At 26.7% G+C, this 16,813-nt stretch carries 17 protein-coding genes and 1 other annotated feature; of the genes, 14 read left to right on the top strand and 3 right to left on the bottom strand.

The annotated features are described in order from the left end of the window. The first annotated feature begins 58 nt into the window (after window positions 1-58). Both KGF45_RS13790 and KGF45_RS13785 read left to right on the top strand, forming a co-directional pair. A complete protein-coding gene (locus KGF45_RS13790) occupies window positions 59-805 on the top strand; it encodes a flavodoxin family protein (RefSeq protein WP_413926594.1) in 747 nt (248 codons plus the stop codon). Next, window positions 795-2,087, top strand: a complete 1,293-nt coding sequence (locus tag KGF45_RS13785; protein WP_227830320.1) for a lanthionine synthetase LanC family protein — start codon at window positions 795-797, stop codon at window positions 2,085-2,087. Before KGF45_RS13790 ends, KGF45_RS13785 begins: the two co-directional genes overlap by 11 nt. 192 nt (window positions 2,088-2,279) lie before the next feature. Here the strand turns inward: KGF45_RS13785 and KGF45_RS13780 are convergent, their stop codons facing one another. Together KGF45_RS13780 and KGF45_RS13775 are read right to left on the bottom strand one after the other, a co-directional pair. Then, window positions 2,280-2,537 carry a hypothetical protein gene (locus KGF45_RS13780; protein WP_227830319.1) on the bottom strand — a complete coding sequence of 86 codons (258 nt, stop codon included), beginning with the start codon at window positions 2,535-2,537 and terminating at the stop codon, window positions 2,280-2,282. Between the two features lie 221 nt (window positions 2,538-2,758). Continuing rightward, on the bottom strand, window positions 2,759-2,989 hold the full coding sequence (locus tag KGF45_RS13775) for a hypothetical protein (protein ID WP_227842749.1): 231 nt from the start codon (window positions 2,987-2,989) through the stop codon (window positions 2,759-2,761). Between the two features lie 279 nt (window positions 2,990-3,268). Between KGF45_RS13775 and KGF45_RS13770 the strand changes: the two genes are divergently transcribed. Next, window positions 3,269-3,436, top strand: coding sequence for a recombinase family protein (locus KGF45_RS13770; RefSeq protein WP_227830317.1), 168 nt, complete (start codon window positions 3,269-3,271; stop codon window positions 3,434-3,436). A gap of 536 nt (window positions 3,437-3,972) precedes the next feature. On the opposite strand, the gene KGF45_RS13765 is transcribed toward KGF45_RS13770, so the two are convergent. Beyond that, on the bottom strand, window positions 3,973-4,377 hold the full coding sequence (locus KGF45_RS13765; protein ID WP_227433607.1) for a RusA family crossover junction endodeoxyribonuclease: 405 nt from the start codon (window positions 4,375-4,377) through the stop codon (window positions 3,973-3,975). A gap of 349 nt (window positions 4,378-4,726) precedes the next feature. On the opposite strand from KGF45_RS13765, the gene queG reads away from it, so the two are divergent. The 11 genes from queG to KGF45_RS13710 all read left to right on the top strand — a co-directional run bounded on the left by queG (window position 4,727) and on the right by KGF45_RS13710 (window position 16,360). Next, window positions 4,727-5,641 carry a tRNA epoxyqueuosine(34) reductase QueG gene (gene queG, locus KGF45_RS13760; protein ID WP_227842748.1) on the top strand — a complete coding sequence of 305 codons (915 nt, stop codon included), beginning with the start codon at window positions 4,727-4,729 and terminating at the stop codon, window positions 5,639-5,641. Window positions 5,642-5,746: 105 nt separating this feature from the next. After that, complete coding sequence (locus KGF45_RS13755) at window positions 5,747-7,984, top strand: Lon protease family protein (RefSeq protein ID WP_227830315.1); 2,238 nt, start codon at window positions 5,747-5,749, stop codon at window positions 7,982-7,984. Window positions 7,985-8,172: 188 nt separating this feature from the next. Next, window positions 8,173-9,093, top strand: a complete 921-nt coding sequence (gene nth / locus KGF45_RS13750; RefSeq protein WP_227842747.1) for an endonuclease III — start codon at window positions 8,173-8,175, stop codon at window positions 9,091-9,093. A 193-nt stretch (window positions 9,094-9,286) separates the two neighbouring features. Continuing rightward, window positions 9,287-9,757, top strand: a complete 471-nt coding sequence (gene trmL / locus KGF45_RS13745; RefSeq protein WP_003429657.1) for a tRNA (uridine(34)/cytosine(34)/5-carboxymethylaminomethyluridine(34)-2'-O)-methyltransferase TrmL — start codon at window positions 9,287-9,289, stop codon at window positions 9,755-9,757. 35 nt (window positions 9,758-9,792) lie between these two features. Continuing rightward, window positions 9,793-10,641 carry a DegV family protein gene (locus KGF45_RS13740; protein WP_227840916.1) on the top strand — a complete coding sequence of 283 codons (849 nt, stop codon included), beginning with the start codon at window positions 9,793-9,795 and terminating at the stop codon, window positions 10,639-10,641. Between the two features lie 271 nt (window positions 10,642-10,912). Beyond that, window positions 10,913-11,917: a BMP family ABC transporter substrate-binding protein gene (locus tag KGF45_RS13735; protein ID WP_227842746.1), complete on the top strand. Its 1,005-nt coding sequence runs from the start codon at window positions 10,913-10,915 to the stop codon at window positions 11,915-11,917. A gap of 40 nt (window positions 11,918-11,957) precedes the next feature. After that, on the top strand, window positions 11,958-13,067 hold the full coding sequence (locus tag KGF45_RS13730; protein ID WP_227830311.1) for a BMP family ABC transporter substrate-binding protein: 1,110 nt from the start codon (window positions 11,958-11,960) through the stop codon (window positions 13,065-13,067). Window positions 13,068-13,134: 67 nt separating this feature from the next. After that, complete coding sequence (locus KGF45_RS13725) at window positions 13,135-13,764, top strand: hypothetical protein (protein WP_227830310.1); 630 nt, start codon at window positions 13,135-13,137, stop codon at window positions 13,762-13,764. A gap of 161 nt (window positions 13,765-13,925) precedes the next feature. Beyond that, window positions 13,926-14,687 carry a DUF6873 family GME fold protein gene (locus KGF45_RS13720; protein WP_227830309.1) on the top strand — a complete coding sequence of 254 codons (762 nt, stop codon included), beginning with the start codon at window positions 13,926-13,928 and terminating at the stop codon, window positions 14,685-14,687. 2 nt (window positions 14,688-14,689) lie between these two features. Next, window positions 14,690-15,508, top strand: coding sequence for a putative sporulation protein YtxC (locus KGF45_RS13715; RefSeq protein ID WP_227842745.1), 819 nt, complete (start codon window positions 14,690-14,692; stop codon window positions 15,506-15,508). Between the two features lie 249 nt (window positions 15,509-15,757). Continuing rightward, window positions 15,758-16,360, top strand: coding sequence for a DUF445 domain-containing protein (locus KGF45_RS13710; RefSeq protein WP_227830307.1), 603 nt, complete (start codon window positions 15,758-15,760; stop codon window positions 16,358-16,360). Window positions 16,361-16,567: 207 nt separating this feature from the next. Then, window positions 16,568-16,805, top strand: a binding site (T-box leader). The last annotated feature ends 8 nt before the right edge of the window (window positions 16,806-16,813 follow it).

Here is a 16,813-nt window from a genome sequence, read left to right as displayed (position 1 = left end):
AAAAAATTATACTGGTTACCTTATGCTTAATAAGTAGATATATAATTAAGGGGGGGGTATTATTAAAAAAAATATTGTAGCTATCATAGGTTCTAATAATAATAGATCACAAACAAAAGCAATTACAGAGAATATACTTAATGAGTTGACAAAACTAGATCAAGCTTATAGTTACAAAGGTATTTTTCTAGGAGAATTAAATCTTAAGTATTGTATAGGATGTCAAAAATGTTTTAATGATGGTTTTTGCGAATTAGATAAATTAGATGATATGGTCTTAATTCGTGAATATATGGAAAAAGCAGATATTATACTTTTGGCATCGCCAGTATATGCCAATGATGTATCTGGGATAATGAAGACATTTATAGATAGGATATCTTATCAATTTCATCTATTAAGTTTTTCAGGTAAATTAGGATTTACTTTAACTGTTGCTGATCACAGCGGGTCAGAAAAAGTTATTGAATATCTTGATCATTTATCTATTCATTTAGGAATTAAAAATTTATCTAACTATAGTTTTATTTATATTAATGATTCAATGTATGAAAAGCCAACTTTAATAGCTAAAGATATGCTTAGAAAGATACAAGGAAACTATGGATATTCAAACTATTATTTAGAGTATTTATTTAGAATGTATAAATCTGAAACATTACCAAAGGATGCTGTGAATTTTGAAAATGTGTCTCATCAAAATGAGTTAAAATTTTGGTCTCAAAATTGGATAAAAAATACTGATTCTTTCCAAGAATTTGCTGCCAAAAAAAGGAGCATAAATTATGATCTCTATGAAAAGTAATATTGAATTGAAAAAAAGTTATTTTGATAAAATTAAAGTTATTATTGAATGGTATTTAATATCAATAAAACAAGAATATAGAAATGATTACATACCACCATTTAGATATGAAGATTATTTAATTACAATATCCGAATTTATTCTTTTGGTAAATAATGAGAAAAAAGAAGAATATATAGAAATAGGATATAGTTTAGCAAGAGGTATAAAACATAAACTAGAACATGATTTTGAAAGTAATAAAAAGCCTTCTATGTTTATTGGTTTAGGTTATTCAGCTTTTTCAGTATATTTATTTAATAAAAAAACAGGTCTTTTAGGAAACTTTTTATACTCATTAAATAATTTATTATTGAGTGAGTGTTATAAGAAAGTTGAAATTTTAACAAAAAATATAACATTTAAAGGTTCTAAAGATACTGATTATGATTTAATATATGGAGTATCTGGTGTATTGTACTATCTTTTAGAATTTGAGTGGGCTGATGAAGATATTTGTAAAATAATGAAAATTGGCGAATATCTTATATCACTTTGTTTTGATTATGAATATAAAGAATATATAATTCCAAGATTCCATATGGAATCTAAGTATATCATTAATGAAATTGATAAAGATAGATTTCCAGAAGGTTATTTAAATTTTGGAATGGCTCATGGTATGATAGCACCTTTAATTTCAATAACTAAATTAAAGAAAAAGATTAACAATATAAAAGATATTGATAAGGCTATAGATAAAATTTTAAATTTATATAAGGTGTTTGTAAATAAAGAAAAAGATTATTATAGATGGCCAACACAAATATCCCCTGATGAGTATATGAAAAAAAGTTTCGATGTTAATCGCTCGCAGATAGAGAGTTGGTGTTATGGAGGAATGAGCATAGCTAAAGGATTGAAAAATGTATTTATAAACTTAAAAAATGATACTTTAGTATTTCAAAGCAATGATATGTTAAAAAACTTATTAACTCAAAATTTTGAGCAATATGATTTGTACACACCAATTCTTTGTCATGGACATAGTAGTGTTTTATCTATAATGACATCAATATATAAAGAAACTAATGACAAAGTTTATCTGTACAATCTTGAAAAAACTTTGGACGAAATATACCTATTATTTGATCCATCATTAAGATTTGGTTTTAAAACATTTAGAGACGCAGAAATAATTAAAAATACAAGCTTTTTAGAAGGAACAACAGGTATAATTTTATCATTAATTTCAATAATAAGTAATGAATCAGATTATGAAAAATTATTATTTCTAGTCTAAAGTGATATGAGGGCTACTTCAATTACAGCATGAACAATTTTATTATATGATATTTTACTGCTTTATCAACTAAACCAGTAGCCCTAAATTCTATGGCATATTTAAAAATCAAATTTAAATATTTATTCTGAACATTTGATATCTAAAACTATTATAGTAATATATATAGTCATCTGTAGCTTTAACTAATTGTTAATATGTATCAAACTTTTGCAAATAATACCTTTCCATCTTTAAAATCTCCCCAAAACATGCCATAGGAGACTTATCAATGCAACGACTAACTCTTGACATACTTTGTACCATGACTTGTGTTAAAAGCTTTGATTTAAATACCTTACTAGTATACTGGTAACCTCTATTACTATAAAAGATAGGTTTTTCACATGGATAGACTTCTATTGTTTTATCAAAAGTTTCGAATAACATATGAAAATATACTTCTATCATCTAAATCCAAAATCGCATTTAAATAAGCCTTAGTCCCATTAGTTAATTTAAATTCAGTTACATCTGTTAACCATTTTTGACAGGTTTTATCTGCACTAAATTTTCTACTTAATACATTTTCAGCAATAATTTCTGGTATACATTTAACATAAATAAATTTATTTTTTCTATAAATAGATCTTAAGCCTGTGCTCTTATTAGTCTGTATACTCTTTTGTGACTCACATAAGTTTATACTCTATATTTAACTGTAGAGTCATCTTTAATGAACCAAAGACAACATTTTTCTCTTCATATATCTTAGTTATCAATGTTGTTAATTTAATGTTTTCAAGTTCTAAATTACTTTTATCTAGATTTAGCCATTTATAGTATCCAGAACGATTTACTTTAGCAATTTCACATAATTGGATAAGCGAAGCTTTTTTTTCATTGAATAAATATTGAATCACTTTATGTTTATCTTCATTCTGGGAAGTGTAATTACCACCATCTTTTTATTTTTTTAACTTCTTTAAGAATTCATTTTTCAGTTATAATTTGTGTTTTCTGCTTTTACAATTTTCAATTCCAGCTTTATCTCATCTAATTGAGTTAATGCATCTTCTTTTTTGCTTTACCTCTTCTATTTTCTAATCCATCTATACCTTTTTCTTTATATTTAAGAGTCTATCTTCTAACTTAATTGTATGAAACAGAATATTTTTCTGCTATTAAATTGTAAATTACTGATGACTATGATTGGGGCTATAAATGAGTTTGAAAGAACTAATCTACTGGAACGTAAAGTGGAATGTATAATAATAGCAAAACAGAAAGGTAAGCACAAAGGAAGCAAAAATATTGTGATTGAAAATTTTGAAGAATACTATAATAAATATATTAATAAAAGAATGTAAAGTTGATACGAAAGTTGGGTTATAATTAAAAGAGGAGCTATAGGGAAATTTGTTTTTACACAAATCTACTTATAACTCCTAAAATAATTTATTTTTTTAAAAATGGGTAATGTAAAATAATTTGTACTTCAAGATTAATAAAAAGCTTCTTTGTGGCAATGATTTAATCATATTCTAAAAATTTGCCATAATAGATATGGTTTCCAAAAATATTTAAGAATATCCAAATATATATATTTTACAATTTATTAAAATAAAATTCATATATTGGGAAACATTAATAGTAAATAAACAATTGTTGCTATAAAGTGAAAATTATCTTTAAAAGCACAAATTAATTTACAGTCTCGAAATCGGTGTAATAAATTTACACCGATTTCTTTTTTTGTAAGTATTATCATTATATATAAATTATTTTTTTAGTACAACTGTCATGCAGATATTTAATTTATGCAAGTCCAGTATTTATACAAGTACTAATTATTATATAAATATTGTTTTTGTATAAGTATAATTTTATCATCACATACAGATTTTTATTTTTCAAAAATATTATAAGATATATCATATTTAGATATTGGATAAAGTTCAATTTCAACTCTAGGGTTATCCTTATCTATAAAATCAAATAAAAGTACTGGCTTAAGCTGCTTATCATTTTTTATTATTCCACTTTTTTCAATACCATCACAAATGCTCTTTGGATAGTTATGTAAATCGCCCATTCTCTTATTAGGGAAGAATAATTTTAACACTGTTATTAAATTTTCTTCAACAGTTTCTCCTTGATACTGTTGATTTATAAAACCTGCAATCATGTTCTCATATGCTAAATACTTAGAATATTTTCCCTTTGAAGGCATCCATGCTTGACCATTTATATTATGAAGTTTAAAATTAGATTTACTAATGGGTCTACCTGGTATTGTTATTTTAATCAATTTATTCACCATCCTTATACAGTATTTATTATAATCTGTGGATGGTTTAAAAGCAAATTCTTATTTGTTGTGCTTTTATGAATAACAAAATATAGATAGTGAAAAATAAGTAGTGTTATAAGAGCAAAATAGCTGAAAATTTAAAATAGATAAATATTAAATTATACTAAGACAACAGTACATAAAAGTCAAATTATATAGAAAATAAATTATATAAATATGTAAATTTAAAAAATTAGACTATTTAGACTATATATTTTTAGACTATACAAATGTTGTTATGTCTAAACAAAGAAACAGAAGTAGCATAATTGTAATTTTAGAATTTAAGTTGAGAAGGAATAATTTTATGGATAATAACAGAGTAAAAGAATTTTGTAATCTTATAGGATTAAAGTGTGTAGGAATAGCTGGAGTAGATAAGTATGAAAATCTAAGAGATATACTTGAAGATAGACAGAAAAAAGACTATTTAACAGGTATGGAAGAACCTATAATTGAAAATAGAATTAATCCTAGAAATATAATGGAAGATGCTAACTCCATAATAGTGTGCGCTTTTCCATACCATATAAATAGACAAGAAAAGAATAAAAATTCAAATTTATCAAAATATTGTCATGGAAAAGACTATCATATTGTAGTAAAAGATTTTTTACAACAAATTTGTGATTATATTTCCAAAAATGTAGAAGGTTTTAAATATAAGGTATTTGCTGATAATGGACCATTAGTTGACAGATATTTAGCTTATTTATCGGGTATTGGATATTTTGGAATAAATAATAATATTATAACTGATGAATATGGTTCTTATATATTTATTGGATATATAGTAAATAATTATAAGTTTGAAGAAGATAAACCACTAGAAAAAAGCTGTTTTAAATGTGGAAAATGTGTAAAATATTGTCCGGGAAATGCTATATTGGGAAATTATGATATGAATCCTAAAAAATGTTTATCATATATAACTCAAAAAAAGGGAGATTTGACAGAGGAAGAAAAGTATGTTTTAAAGAAAAGTAAAAAGATATTTGGATGCGATATTTGTCAGGAAGTATGTCCGCATAATATTGAAATACCAACAACTCACATCTTGGAATTTAAGGAAGATATAATAGATTATTTGGATTATGATGAGATACAAAATATATCAAATAAAGAATTTAAGAGGAGATACGGAGATAGAGCTTTTAGCTGGAGGGGTAAAAATATAATAAAGAGAAATATGGAAATAATTTTAGATAAGTATGATGACTAATAATAAGAGTCTATTTCATATACTTTAATGTGTATTTACTTTAACACTTATGGTGTAAAAGTCATATTATATCATTAAAGTTAAATATGGGGAGGTGGGGGAGTATTGAAATATAATAATACATCTGAAATAAGTCCACTAGATAGTATATTGGGTCAAGAAAGAGCAGTAGAAGCTATGGAGTTAGGTTTAAAGATAAATAATCCAGCCTATAACATATACCTAGCTGGGGAATCTGGAACAGGTAAAAGTACTTATGCCTTAAAGGTTTTAAATGAATATGCATCTAAAAAAAGTACACATAAAGATTGGTGCTATATATATAATTTTGAAAACCCTAGAGAGCCTATGATAGTTGAATTAGAAAAAGGGTTTGGAAGAGAACTTAAGAAAGACATGGAAAAGTTAGTTGAAAGTCTTTTAGAAGATTTTAAAAATGCATTTGAAAGTGAAGATTTTGAAATAGAGAAAAATAAACTTTTGGATGAATATGAAATAGAAAAAGATATGTTACTAAAGCAGATTAAAAAATATGGAGAAGAAAAAGGATTTAAACTAAAACAAAGTAAAATGGGAATAGTTTTCATACCTTTGAAGGAAGATGAAGAAGAAAGTGATATATCAGATGAAGAGTTTTATAAGGCTAAAAGAGAACTCGAAAACATGGCAATACAAGTTGTGTATAAAATTAGAAACTTGGAAGAAAAAGCTGAAAAGGCTGTATTAGAGCTTGAAGAAGAGATAGCTAAGCTTGTAGTAGAACCTCATATTAAATCGTTATGTGAAAAATATGAATGTTATGAAAAAATTCAACTTTATCTGGAAAATATAAAAAAAGATATCATAGAATACATGTATTTATTTTATTTAGATGAAGAAGAATTGAAAGATAAGTATGATAAAGAACACTTTATAAAATATAAAATTAATTTATTTGTAGATAATGGAGGTTCAAAAAATAAGGAATCAGCACCTGTCATAGTGGAGATAAATCCAAGCCCATCAAACCTATTTGGAAAAGCAGAATATGATTATGCAAATGGAAATATAAAGACTGATTTTACAAAACTATTATCAGGAGCATTTCATAGAGCTAATGGCGGATATTTGGTGCTTTATGCAGACCAGTTATTAAAATATACTATGTCTTGGGAAATTCTTAAAAAGACATTGCAAACAAAAAAAGTAATTTTAGAAACACAGACAGCAATTAAACCAGAAAATATGCCATTAGATGTCAAAGTGATACTGATTGGAAGTCATTATATATATGATATTTTATATAGATATGAAGAAGATTTTGGAAAATATTTTAAAATATTTGTAGATTTTGATAGCGAAATGGATAAGAATGAAAATAATGAAGATGGAATAGCTAGATTTATAGCATATCAATGTAATAAAAATGGCTTAAAACATTTTACGAAAGATGCAGTTGACGAAGTTGTTAAGTTTAGTACTAAATTGTCTGGTGATTTAGAGAAGCTATCAACTAAGTTTAATAAAATAATGGAAGTTGTAATAGAAGGAAGTGCATATGCAGAATTTAGAAGTTCCAATTATACAGAGCGAGATGATATTAAAAAAGCAATAAGTGAAAAGAAAAAGCGTATTAATAGAGTAGAAACACACATGGATGAATCAATTGAAAATGGTTTTACTCTAATAGAAACAGAAGGAAAAAAAGTTGGAGTAATAAATGGGCTATCAGTTTTAAGTACAGGAGAATATTCTTTTGGTAGGGCTTCAAGAATTACAGCCACTACTAGTCCAGGAAGTAATGGTATAGTAAATATAGAAAGAGAAGTAAATATGAGTGGCTCAATACATAATAAAGGAGTGCTTATATTAGGGGGCTATCTTTCTGAAAACTTTGCACAGAATTTATTGATGTCATTAAATGCGTATATTTGTTTTGAGCAAAATTATGGAGGTATAGATGGAGATAGTGCATCTTCTGCGGAGTTATATGTATTGTTATCATCTCTTAGTGGTGTACCAATTAAGCAAAATATTGCGGTTACAGGCTCTATAAATCAAAAGGGAGATATACAAGTAGTTGGTGGAATAAGTGAAAAAGTAGAAGGATTTTATTCTATATGTAAAACTAAAGGTTTAAACAATGAACAGGGTGTAATAATTCCTAAGAAAAATCAGAGAAATCTTGTTTTATCAGATGAAGTTAATGATGCTATAAAAGATGGAAAATTTAAAATATATACAGTTGAAAGAGTGGAAGAAGCTATAGAGATATTGACAGATGTTAAATTTGAAGAAATAAAAAAATTGGTCAAAGAAAAACTACTATCTTTTAGTAAGATACAAATTGAGTCAAAAGAATAAGTTTATAATAGAATTTAATGGGTATTTATATGTATAATAAAAAGCAGGAACTTTAATAAGTTTTTGCTTTTTTTGTGAAATATCTGTAGAGTAAGTTTTGTTTTGTATGTTGATGTTTATTTTTTGTTGATATGATTAAACTATATATAAATAGTGTTTTATAAATTGGTATTTTAAGGGGGATAATTATGAAAAATGTAAATAAGAAAGATATAAATAAGAAAGATGTAACTAAGAATGATGTAAATAAAATTGAAACTCAAAAAGAAGTAGATGGAATAATTGATGAAAAAGATATAGAAAATTTTGTAGATATTAAGGATAATAAAAAAAGTGTCAAAGTTAGCAAAAAAGATGCTCAAAAAAGTGAAAAAGATAGAAAATTAAAAGATAATAAGTCTAGTAAAAATACACAAAAAGTGAGTAATAAGAAAGCTAAGAGTAAATCTGTAGATAAGAAAGAATCGATAAATGAAAAAGATGTAAATAAAATTTTAGATGAATTAGAAAAATTGTATCCAGATGCTACATGTGAACTAAATTATGGGACAGCCTTTGAACTTTTAATAGCAACTATATTATCAGCTCAATGTACTGATGTAAGAGTAAATAAAGTTACATCAGAGTTATTTAAGAAGTACAATACAGCAAGAGATTTTGCAGATTTAAGTATTGAAGAAATTAGTAAAGAGATAAAAAGTTGTGGTCTTTATAAAAGTAAGGCTCAAAAAATAAAAGATACATCTGAACAGTTGTGTGAATTATATAATGGTGAGGTACCAGATACTTTAGAAAAGCTTGTAAAACTTCCTGGCGTTGGAAGAAAGACAGCAGGCGTTGTTCTTAGTAATGCTTTTAATCATCCAGCAATAGCAGTAGATACTCATGTATTTAGAGTTAGCAATAGAATTGGAATAGTGGACGAGCCAAACCCTGAAAAGACAGAATTTGCACTTATGGAAGCTATACCAAAAGAAAGATGGTCACACTCACATCATGTATTGATTTTTCATGGAAGAAGAATGTGTAAAGCTAGAAATCCAGAGTGTGAAAACTGTCCAATAAAAGATAATTGTAATTATTATCAAGAACTTAAAGAAATGAAATAACTTTTCCAAAGTAAGTTGTACAAGAGTGATTTTCTGATATAATAATACTTATGAAAATGTTAGATAGAAAACTATTATGTATAATAAAATAAAAATTATTATTAAAATTATTATATATAATAGTATAATATTATTGTTATTCTATTTATAAAATAAAGTTTAGTAAACAAGAACGATATTTAGGAGGATAAAAATGTCATTAAATATAGTATTAGTAGAACCAGAAATACCTCAAAATACAGGAAATATAATAAGAACTTGTGCGGCAACAGGTTCAACTTTGCACTTAGTAAAACCATTAGGTTTTTCATTGGATGATAAGCACTTGAAAAGATGTGGTCTTGACTATTGGGATATAGCTGATATACAATATTACGATAGCTTTGAAGAATTACAAGAAAAATATCCAAACAGTAAATACTTTTTTTCTACAACAAAGGCTAAACAATCACATTCAGATGTAAAATATGAAGAAAATTGTTTTATAGTATTTGGTAAAGAAACAAAGGGATTACCAGAGCCTTTGTTGAAAGCAAATATGGATACTTGTATTAGAGTACCTATGTTAGATGTTGAAAAAGCTAGGTCGTTAAATTTATCAAATTCAGTCGCTATAGTAGTATATGAGGCTTTAAGACAAATAGGATACCCTAATATGAGGTAGTTTAAATAATCCTAAATTAGAAAGGAGCATACTTAATGAAAAATCTAAAGATAATCTGTGACAGTTTATCGGACGTGCCAAAAGATTTGTTAGATAAATATGATATAGATATTGTTTCATTAACAGTTATATTAGAAGAAAAAGAATACAAGGATAGGATTGATATATCTGGAGATGAATTTTATAAAAAGCTTAGAGAAGAAAATGCATATCCAAAAACTTCTCAAGCTACTTATGCCCAATTTAAGAAAGTTTTTGAGAAATACACGAGTGAAGGTAGAGCAATACTTTATATAGCTGGTTCGGCTACAGCTACAGGAACATATCAAAGTGCTGTAATGGCGAAGAATGATGTAGAAGGTGAAATATATACATATGATTCTAACTTACTTTGTATGGGAACTGGTCTGCTTGTAATAAAAGCAGGAGAGCTTGCAAGTGAAGGAAAATCTATTAATGAAATATTACCTGTTTTAGATGAATTAAAAGAAAAAGCTTTTGTCATATTTTCCGTGGATACATTGGAGTATTTACAAAAGGGAGGAAGAATATCATCTACTAAGGCGGCAATAGGAAGTATATTAAATATAAAACCTATTCTTGAAATAAAAGGTGGGTTAGTCTCACAATTATCTCAAGTAAGAGGTAAGAAGAATGTAATTTCTAAGATGATAGACTTGATAAAATCGAATTGTGGGGATGATTTATCAGACCAAGTTGTATATATAGGATATAGCGATGACATTAAGGAAAAAGAACAATTATCTAGAGTTATGGAGGATGAACTGAGACCTAAGGAAATTAAATTTTTCCAAATTGGTGTGTGTATAGGTGCACATGCTGGTCCTGGTGTAACTGGAATTATATGTATAAAAAATAAATAACAATTTTTTATATTGGGATTATTTATTTTTTTATTAAATTATGATAAGATATGTTAAACATTGATACACTAGATATGATTTGTTTTAGATATAATTAAGTGTTGATATATTAAGTTGAGCTTTTAGGGAAGTGTGTAAATAGATAAAAATCTATTACACACTTTTTTATGGTAAGTTTATTGAAAAAATTAAAGAAATACTTGCAAATGAGGTATAGCAAATTAGTAAATAGGATGTAAAAATATCACAAAAATATAAGGAGTGAATTTTGATGCGTTTAAAAAAATTGTTGGTATTAATGTTAACTTTGGCAATGAGTACTGGAATATTAGTTGGATGTAGCAGTAATTCAAGTAATAGTTCTGGTTCTAATCAAGATAATAAAAATAAGCTAAATGATAAAGAAAATTCAAAAAAATCTGTATCTATGATATTAGATATTGAAGGGTCAAACAATGAAGTTATGAATAATTCAGCTTTGTTAGCTTTAAATACTGCACAAAAAAATCTTAACATAGATACAAATAAAGTGGAATCAGATGATTCATCAACTTTTTCTAATAGCATAGATATTTTATGTAATGATAATACTGACTTGATTATAGCTGTTGGTTCTAGATTTGCAAAGCCTCTAGAAAAGATAGCCAAGAAATACCCAAAGCAACAGTTTGCCATTGTAGATTATGAGTATGACAAACAACCATCTAATATAACTTCAATTTCTTTTGAGGATAATAAGACTGGATATTTGGCTGGATTAGTTGCTGGAAAGATGACAGAAACTGATAAGGTTGGTTTTATAGGTGGTGTAGAGGGGTCCAGTAGAAACAAATTTGAATCTGGATTTAAAGAAGGTGTTAAATTTTCTAATAGCAATATAAAAGATGTTTCAGTTGAGTATGTAGATATTTTTAAGGATAGTAAATCTGCTGAATCTGTCGCTAAAAAAATGATGGATAGCGGAGTAGATATTATTTTTTCTAATACTGAGGATGATTCAAAGAGTGTAATAAATGCAGTTAGAGCAAAGAATAAAAAAGTGATAGCAATTAATAAAGATCAGCATGAGTTAGCCCCAGAAAATGTTATAAGTTCTATTGTAAAAGACTTTGAAAAACCTACTTATGACTTAATACAAAGCTTTGTAAAAGGAGAATATAAGGGTGGTAAAGTTATAGAAAATACAATGAAGTCTGGAAGTACTGGACTTGCTCAAAATAGTTCTCAAAATATTCCTCCTGATGTGTTAGAATATGTAAATAAGAACAATAAATAATCTATAGAGACTTCATGTTCTATATCAGGGAGTGAGTTTTGTGAAAATAAAAAGGATATTGATGTTTTGTTTTGTCGTGGTCTTTACAGTTTTTATACTAGTTATCTGTAATTTTGATTTTGGATTTAATAGAGTAAATAATAATTCTAATATAAATAATAATAAGTCTAAACAAAGTGAATCTAAAAATGTGTCAACTTCGTCCGATAAAGATAAGTCAAATAGTACAAGTAGCAATAATGAAGATGAATTGGAAGATGATTCTTATGTACGAAAAACTGTTGGAGTATTGTTAGATACTCAAAGCTTAGGGAATGAATCGTATAATAATCATGTACTGTCAGCTTTAAAAACAGCTGATGAGGATTTTGATATTAGAGAGAAGATTGAAAGACCAAAGACTTCTAATGACTTTGCAAATAGCATAGAAAAATTATATAAATATGAACCAGACTTGATAATAGCAGTTGGAGCTAGATTTGCAGAACCAATTAAACAAGCTGCTACAAAATATCCAAAACAGCAATTTGCGATAGTTGATTATAATTATAAGGTTCAACCAGCTAATGTAATTTCTGTATCATTTCAAGATAATTCTACTGGATATCTGGCAGGTCTTATTGCAGGAAAAATGACTGACACTGGTAAAGTAGGATTTATAGGAGGAGTTGAAGGCTCTAGTAGAGATAAATATGAATCTGGATTTAGAAAAGGGCTTAAAACTTCAAATAAAAATGCTGATTTATTGGTAAAGTATGCAAATGTATTTGAAAATCCTGAGTCAGCTAGAACTATTGCAAAAGAAATGAGAGATTCTGATAGAGATGTTGTATTTTCAGCCACAGAAGATGATGGGAAAAGAGCTATTCAGGTAGCTAGAGAAAATGGTGGTAAAGTTATAGCTATTAATAAAGACCAATATGAGATGGCTCCAGATAATGTAATAAGTTCAATTGTAAAGGATATAGAACAGCCTGTTTATGAATTGATACAGAATGTTGTAAAAGATGGTTTTAAGGGAAGTAAAGTCATGGAGTTTAAGATAAAAGATGGAGAAATTGGACTTACTCCAAATAGCAGTAGAAACATACCACCAGATGTTTTGGAATATGTAAAAAAAGAGTACAATAAGGTGAAAGATACATACTAATTATTGCTGAAGATATGTATAATATTTATGTGAAATGTTATAATTATCTGTAGAGGAGTTGATACATATGGAAGGTAAAATTTTGCAATTTCTGGATAAAATGCAAAACAGTATTAACGACAGATTAGATAAGATGGATGCTAGATTTGACGAAGTGGGCATAAGACTGGATAAAATGGATGCTAGATTTGACGAAGTGGGCATAAGACTGGATAAAATGGATGCTAGATTTGATGAAGTGGACATAAGACTAGATAAAATGGATGCTAGATTTGATGAAGTGGACATAAGATTAGATAAAGTAGATGCTAGATTTGATGAAGTGGACATAAGACTGGATAAAATGGATGCCAGATTTGATGAAGTGGACATAAGACTGGATAAAATGGATGCTAGATTTGACGAAGTGGACATAAGATTAGATAAAGTAGATGCTAGATTTGATGAAGTGGACATAAGACTAGATAAAATGGATGCTAGATTTAATGGAATAGACTCTAGATTATATAAGATAGAAAATAATCTAGTAGAAATTAAAAAAGATTTAAAAGACACAAAGATAGAATTAGAATATACAGAAAAACATGTTGTATCTGTTAAGGGAGACACACAAGAGATAAAAAGAGACTTAAATAAAATTGAAATAGTAACAGCAAGCAATTGGAATGATATAGCTAAATTAAAATCAATTAGATGATAAAGTAGAGTTTTTATAAGAATTTATAAAAAAATAAATAAATTAATTTAGATTAATTACATAAAAGTCCAATAATAAGTGTGTAAGTAGAAAAAATCTACTGCACACTTTATTTATATTCAAATAAGAAATTTATCAAAAAAAATAAAAAGGAGTAAAAAATGGAATTTACAAGAGAGCCATTTATACTAGATGACGATTTATGTCTAGCTTTGGTGGACAAAAGAATTAGTTATCTAATGGAAAATGAATTAAAATTAAGAAATATAGAGATAATAAAAACAATAGAATGTAAAGAATTATATGAAAGTATAAAATATCACCCAGATATATGTATTTGTAATTTAGGAAAAGGAGATATAATTGTTGCGCCGAATGTATATAATCAATACAAAGAGTTATTAAGTAAACATAAATTTAATATAATTAAGGGAGAAGCTAATTTATCAAATAAATATCCTTATGATATACCTTACAATATTGCTATAGTTGGTGATTATGCCATACACAATTTTAAGTACACTGATAGAGTAATATTAGATTATATTGAAAATAATAAACTTAAAAAGATAAATATAGAGCAGGGCTATTCTAAATGCTCAATCTGTATAGTAGATAGAACATCTATAATAACATCAGATAAAGGTATTTGGAAAAGCATGAAGAATACAGAAATAGAGTGTTTATTAATAGAAAAAGGTCATATAAATTTATTTGAGATGAATTATGGATTTATAGGTGGATGTACAGGGTTAATTTCTAAGGATAAGCTAGCTTTTTGTGGAGATGTTAAAAAACATCCTGACTATGAACGTATAAAAAGTTTTATAGAAAGTAAAAACAAGGAGATAGTTACACTTAGTAGTGAAAATTTACTCGATATAGGTTCTATAGTTCCTCTCATGACAAGAAAGGAGCGATAACTTTGGTTGAGAAGGATAATATTTCTTCTATGAAATTTTTGAGGAATAATAACGTAAACGATAGATTAATATATACAAATGACATTGTAGAAGTCGTAATTGATTCTGCAAAGCAAGAAGTGTTAAATAAGAAAATACTTAATGGTACTAAAACTGAACAAAGAGCTCTAAATATTGATGAAATATCTACAGAAATAACTAGTATGATAATAAGTATAATGAAAGAGAAACTTTTAAAAGAATACATTCTAAAATACTATGGGCGTACATATCCTGAAGATAAAAATAATATATACATATATTCACTGAACATATTTGCTAAAAAAGAGATTTTTATGAGAGAAACAGTATTTACAAGGGTTAGGAACTATATAGAGGAAAATGATTTTATAAATGTGGAAGGTTTTATTCGATTTAGAATGAGAGAATTTATGAAATATATTTCTGCTATAGGTGATATTGCAGTTGAAGAGTATTTAATAAAAAGAGACCAAGATGAGTTTATAAGAGTTTTAAAATATTTTATAGATACTCAAGAAGAAAAGATAGATTTGCTTAAAGTTCATATAATGGAAGATAATACATTTATTTTATACGATAAAAATGGAAATAAAATAGATAGTATAGATGATGAAGAAATTATAAATATGGTCATAAGAGAAAATTTAAATTATGAGGACTTTTTAATAAGTACCTTATTGACTCTATGTCCTAAGAAGATAGAAATATTAGATTTATTAAATAACAATTGCTCAAAGGAAATCATAGATACAGTAGAAGCAATTTTTGAAAATAAAGTTAGTATAATTATGGAAAATTAGAATTGAAAGATATAATTTAAGAGTTGAAAAGAAAGCTAAAAATAAAAATATATTCAAATTAAAGGTGAATCGAAGTTAAAAGAGAGTAAAATATAACTAAAATAGTAAAAATAAAAATTAGAAATCAAAAAAATTCTTTTGAAATCGACACGAAAGACTTATAATTGTATATAAAGCTATGATATAACTAGAGTTATTAAAGATAAAATATAGCTAACAAATATACAATTGATAAGGAGAAGTTTTATAATGGATAATTTAATTAGGATACTAATATTAGCTGTTATTGGTGGATTTATAGGTTATGTCACAAATGTAGTTGCTATAAGACTGATATTTAGACCAATAGTACCTATTAAGATACCTGTTTTAAATATAGAGATAGTAGGTCTTATACCAAAGAGAAGAGCAGAAATAGCAGCAAATGTAGGTGAAATAATTCAAAACGAATTTCTTTCAATGGACGAAATACTTGCAAATATCATTACTGACGAAGATAAGGAAGAAGTTGTAAGATACATAAAAGCAAGGGTAAAAATTATCATACATGAGAAAGTTTCATTTATACCAAGCAGTATAAAGAACATGATTCAGGACTATTTAGGAGATATAATTGAATCTGAAGTGAAACAAAGTATAGATGAATTAAGCAAAAATATAATAAATAAAGCAAATGAGCGTATAGATATACAAAAAATGGTCGAAGATAAGATTAATGAACTAGATTTATATGAACTAGAAGAAATAATTATAAGAATAGCTAAAAATGAATTAAAACACATAGAAATCTTAGGCCTTGTATTAGGTTTCTTAATAGGTATAGTTCAAGGATTAGTGACTATATTTATCTAGTTATATCTATCATGCATGTAGATACGTTTTAAAAATTTAAAATTAGTGAAAATATTATAATGTCACTATAAATCAAAAGATTAAACTAATACAAAATATAAGAATATTAGTTTACAATTGATTGAAATGAAAAATAATGGGTAATTAATATATTACATTAATGTTGATTGATGTATGACTATCTGTTATAATGAAAATATATCAAAAATTATAGTGTTGAAGAGGAAGAGTAAAGTGGAAACCATTCACAGAGAGTCTGGGTCTATGGCTGAAAACCCATGTAATAGGTCTATTTGAAAACTACCTTGGAGCTGAGCTTATTAGCAGTGTTTGTTTTATACAATTTGTGAAAGTGCTCGGGTGACGACCTTATAGTCATCAAGAGGGTTGTATATATTTGTATACGCCAACTTGGGTGGAACCGCGAATTAATATCGTCCCAAATATTTTTGG

Origin of the sequence: Clostridioides sp. ZZV14-6154 (genome assembly GCF_020657785.1) — a bacterium.
GTDB lineage: Bacteria > Bacillota > Clostridia > Peptostreptococcales > Peptostreptococcaceae > Clostridioides.
Note: the sequence above shows the minus strand (reverse complement) of the source record. Positions and strands in the feature narration are given on the sequence as shown.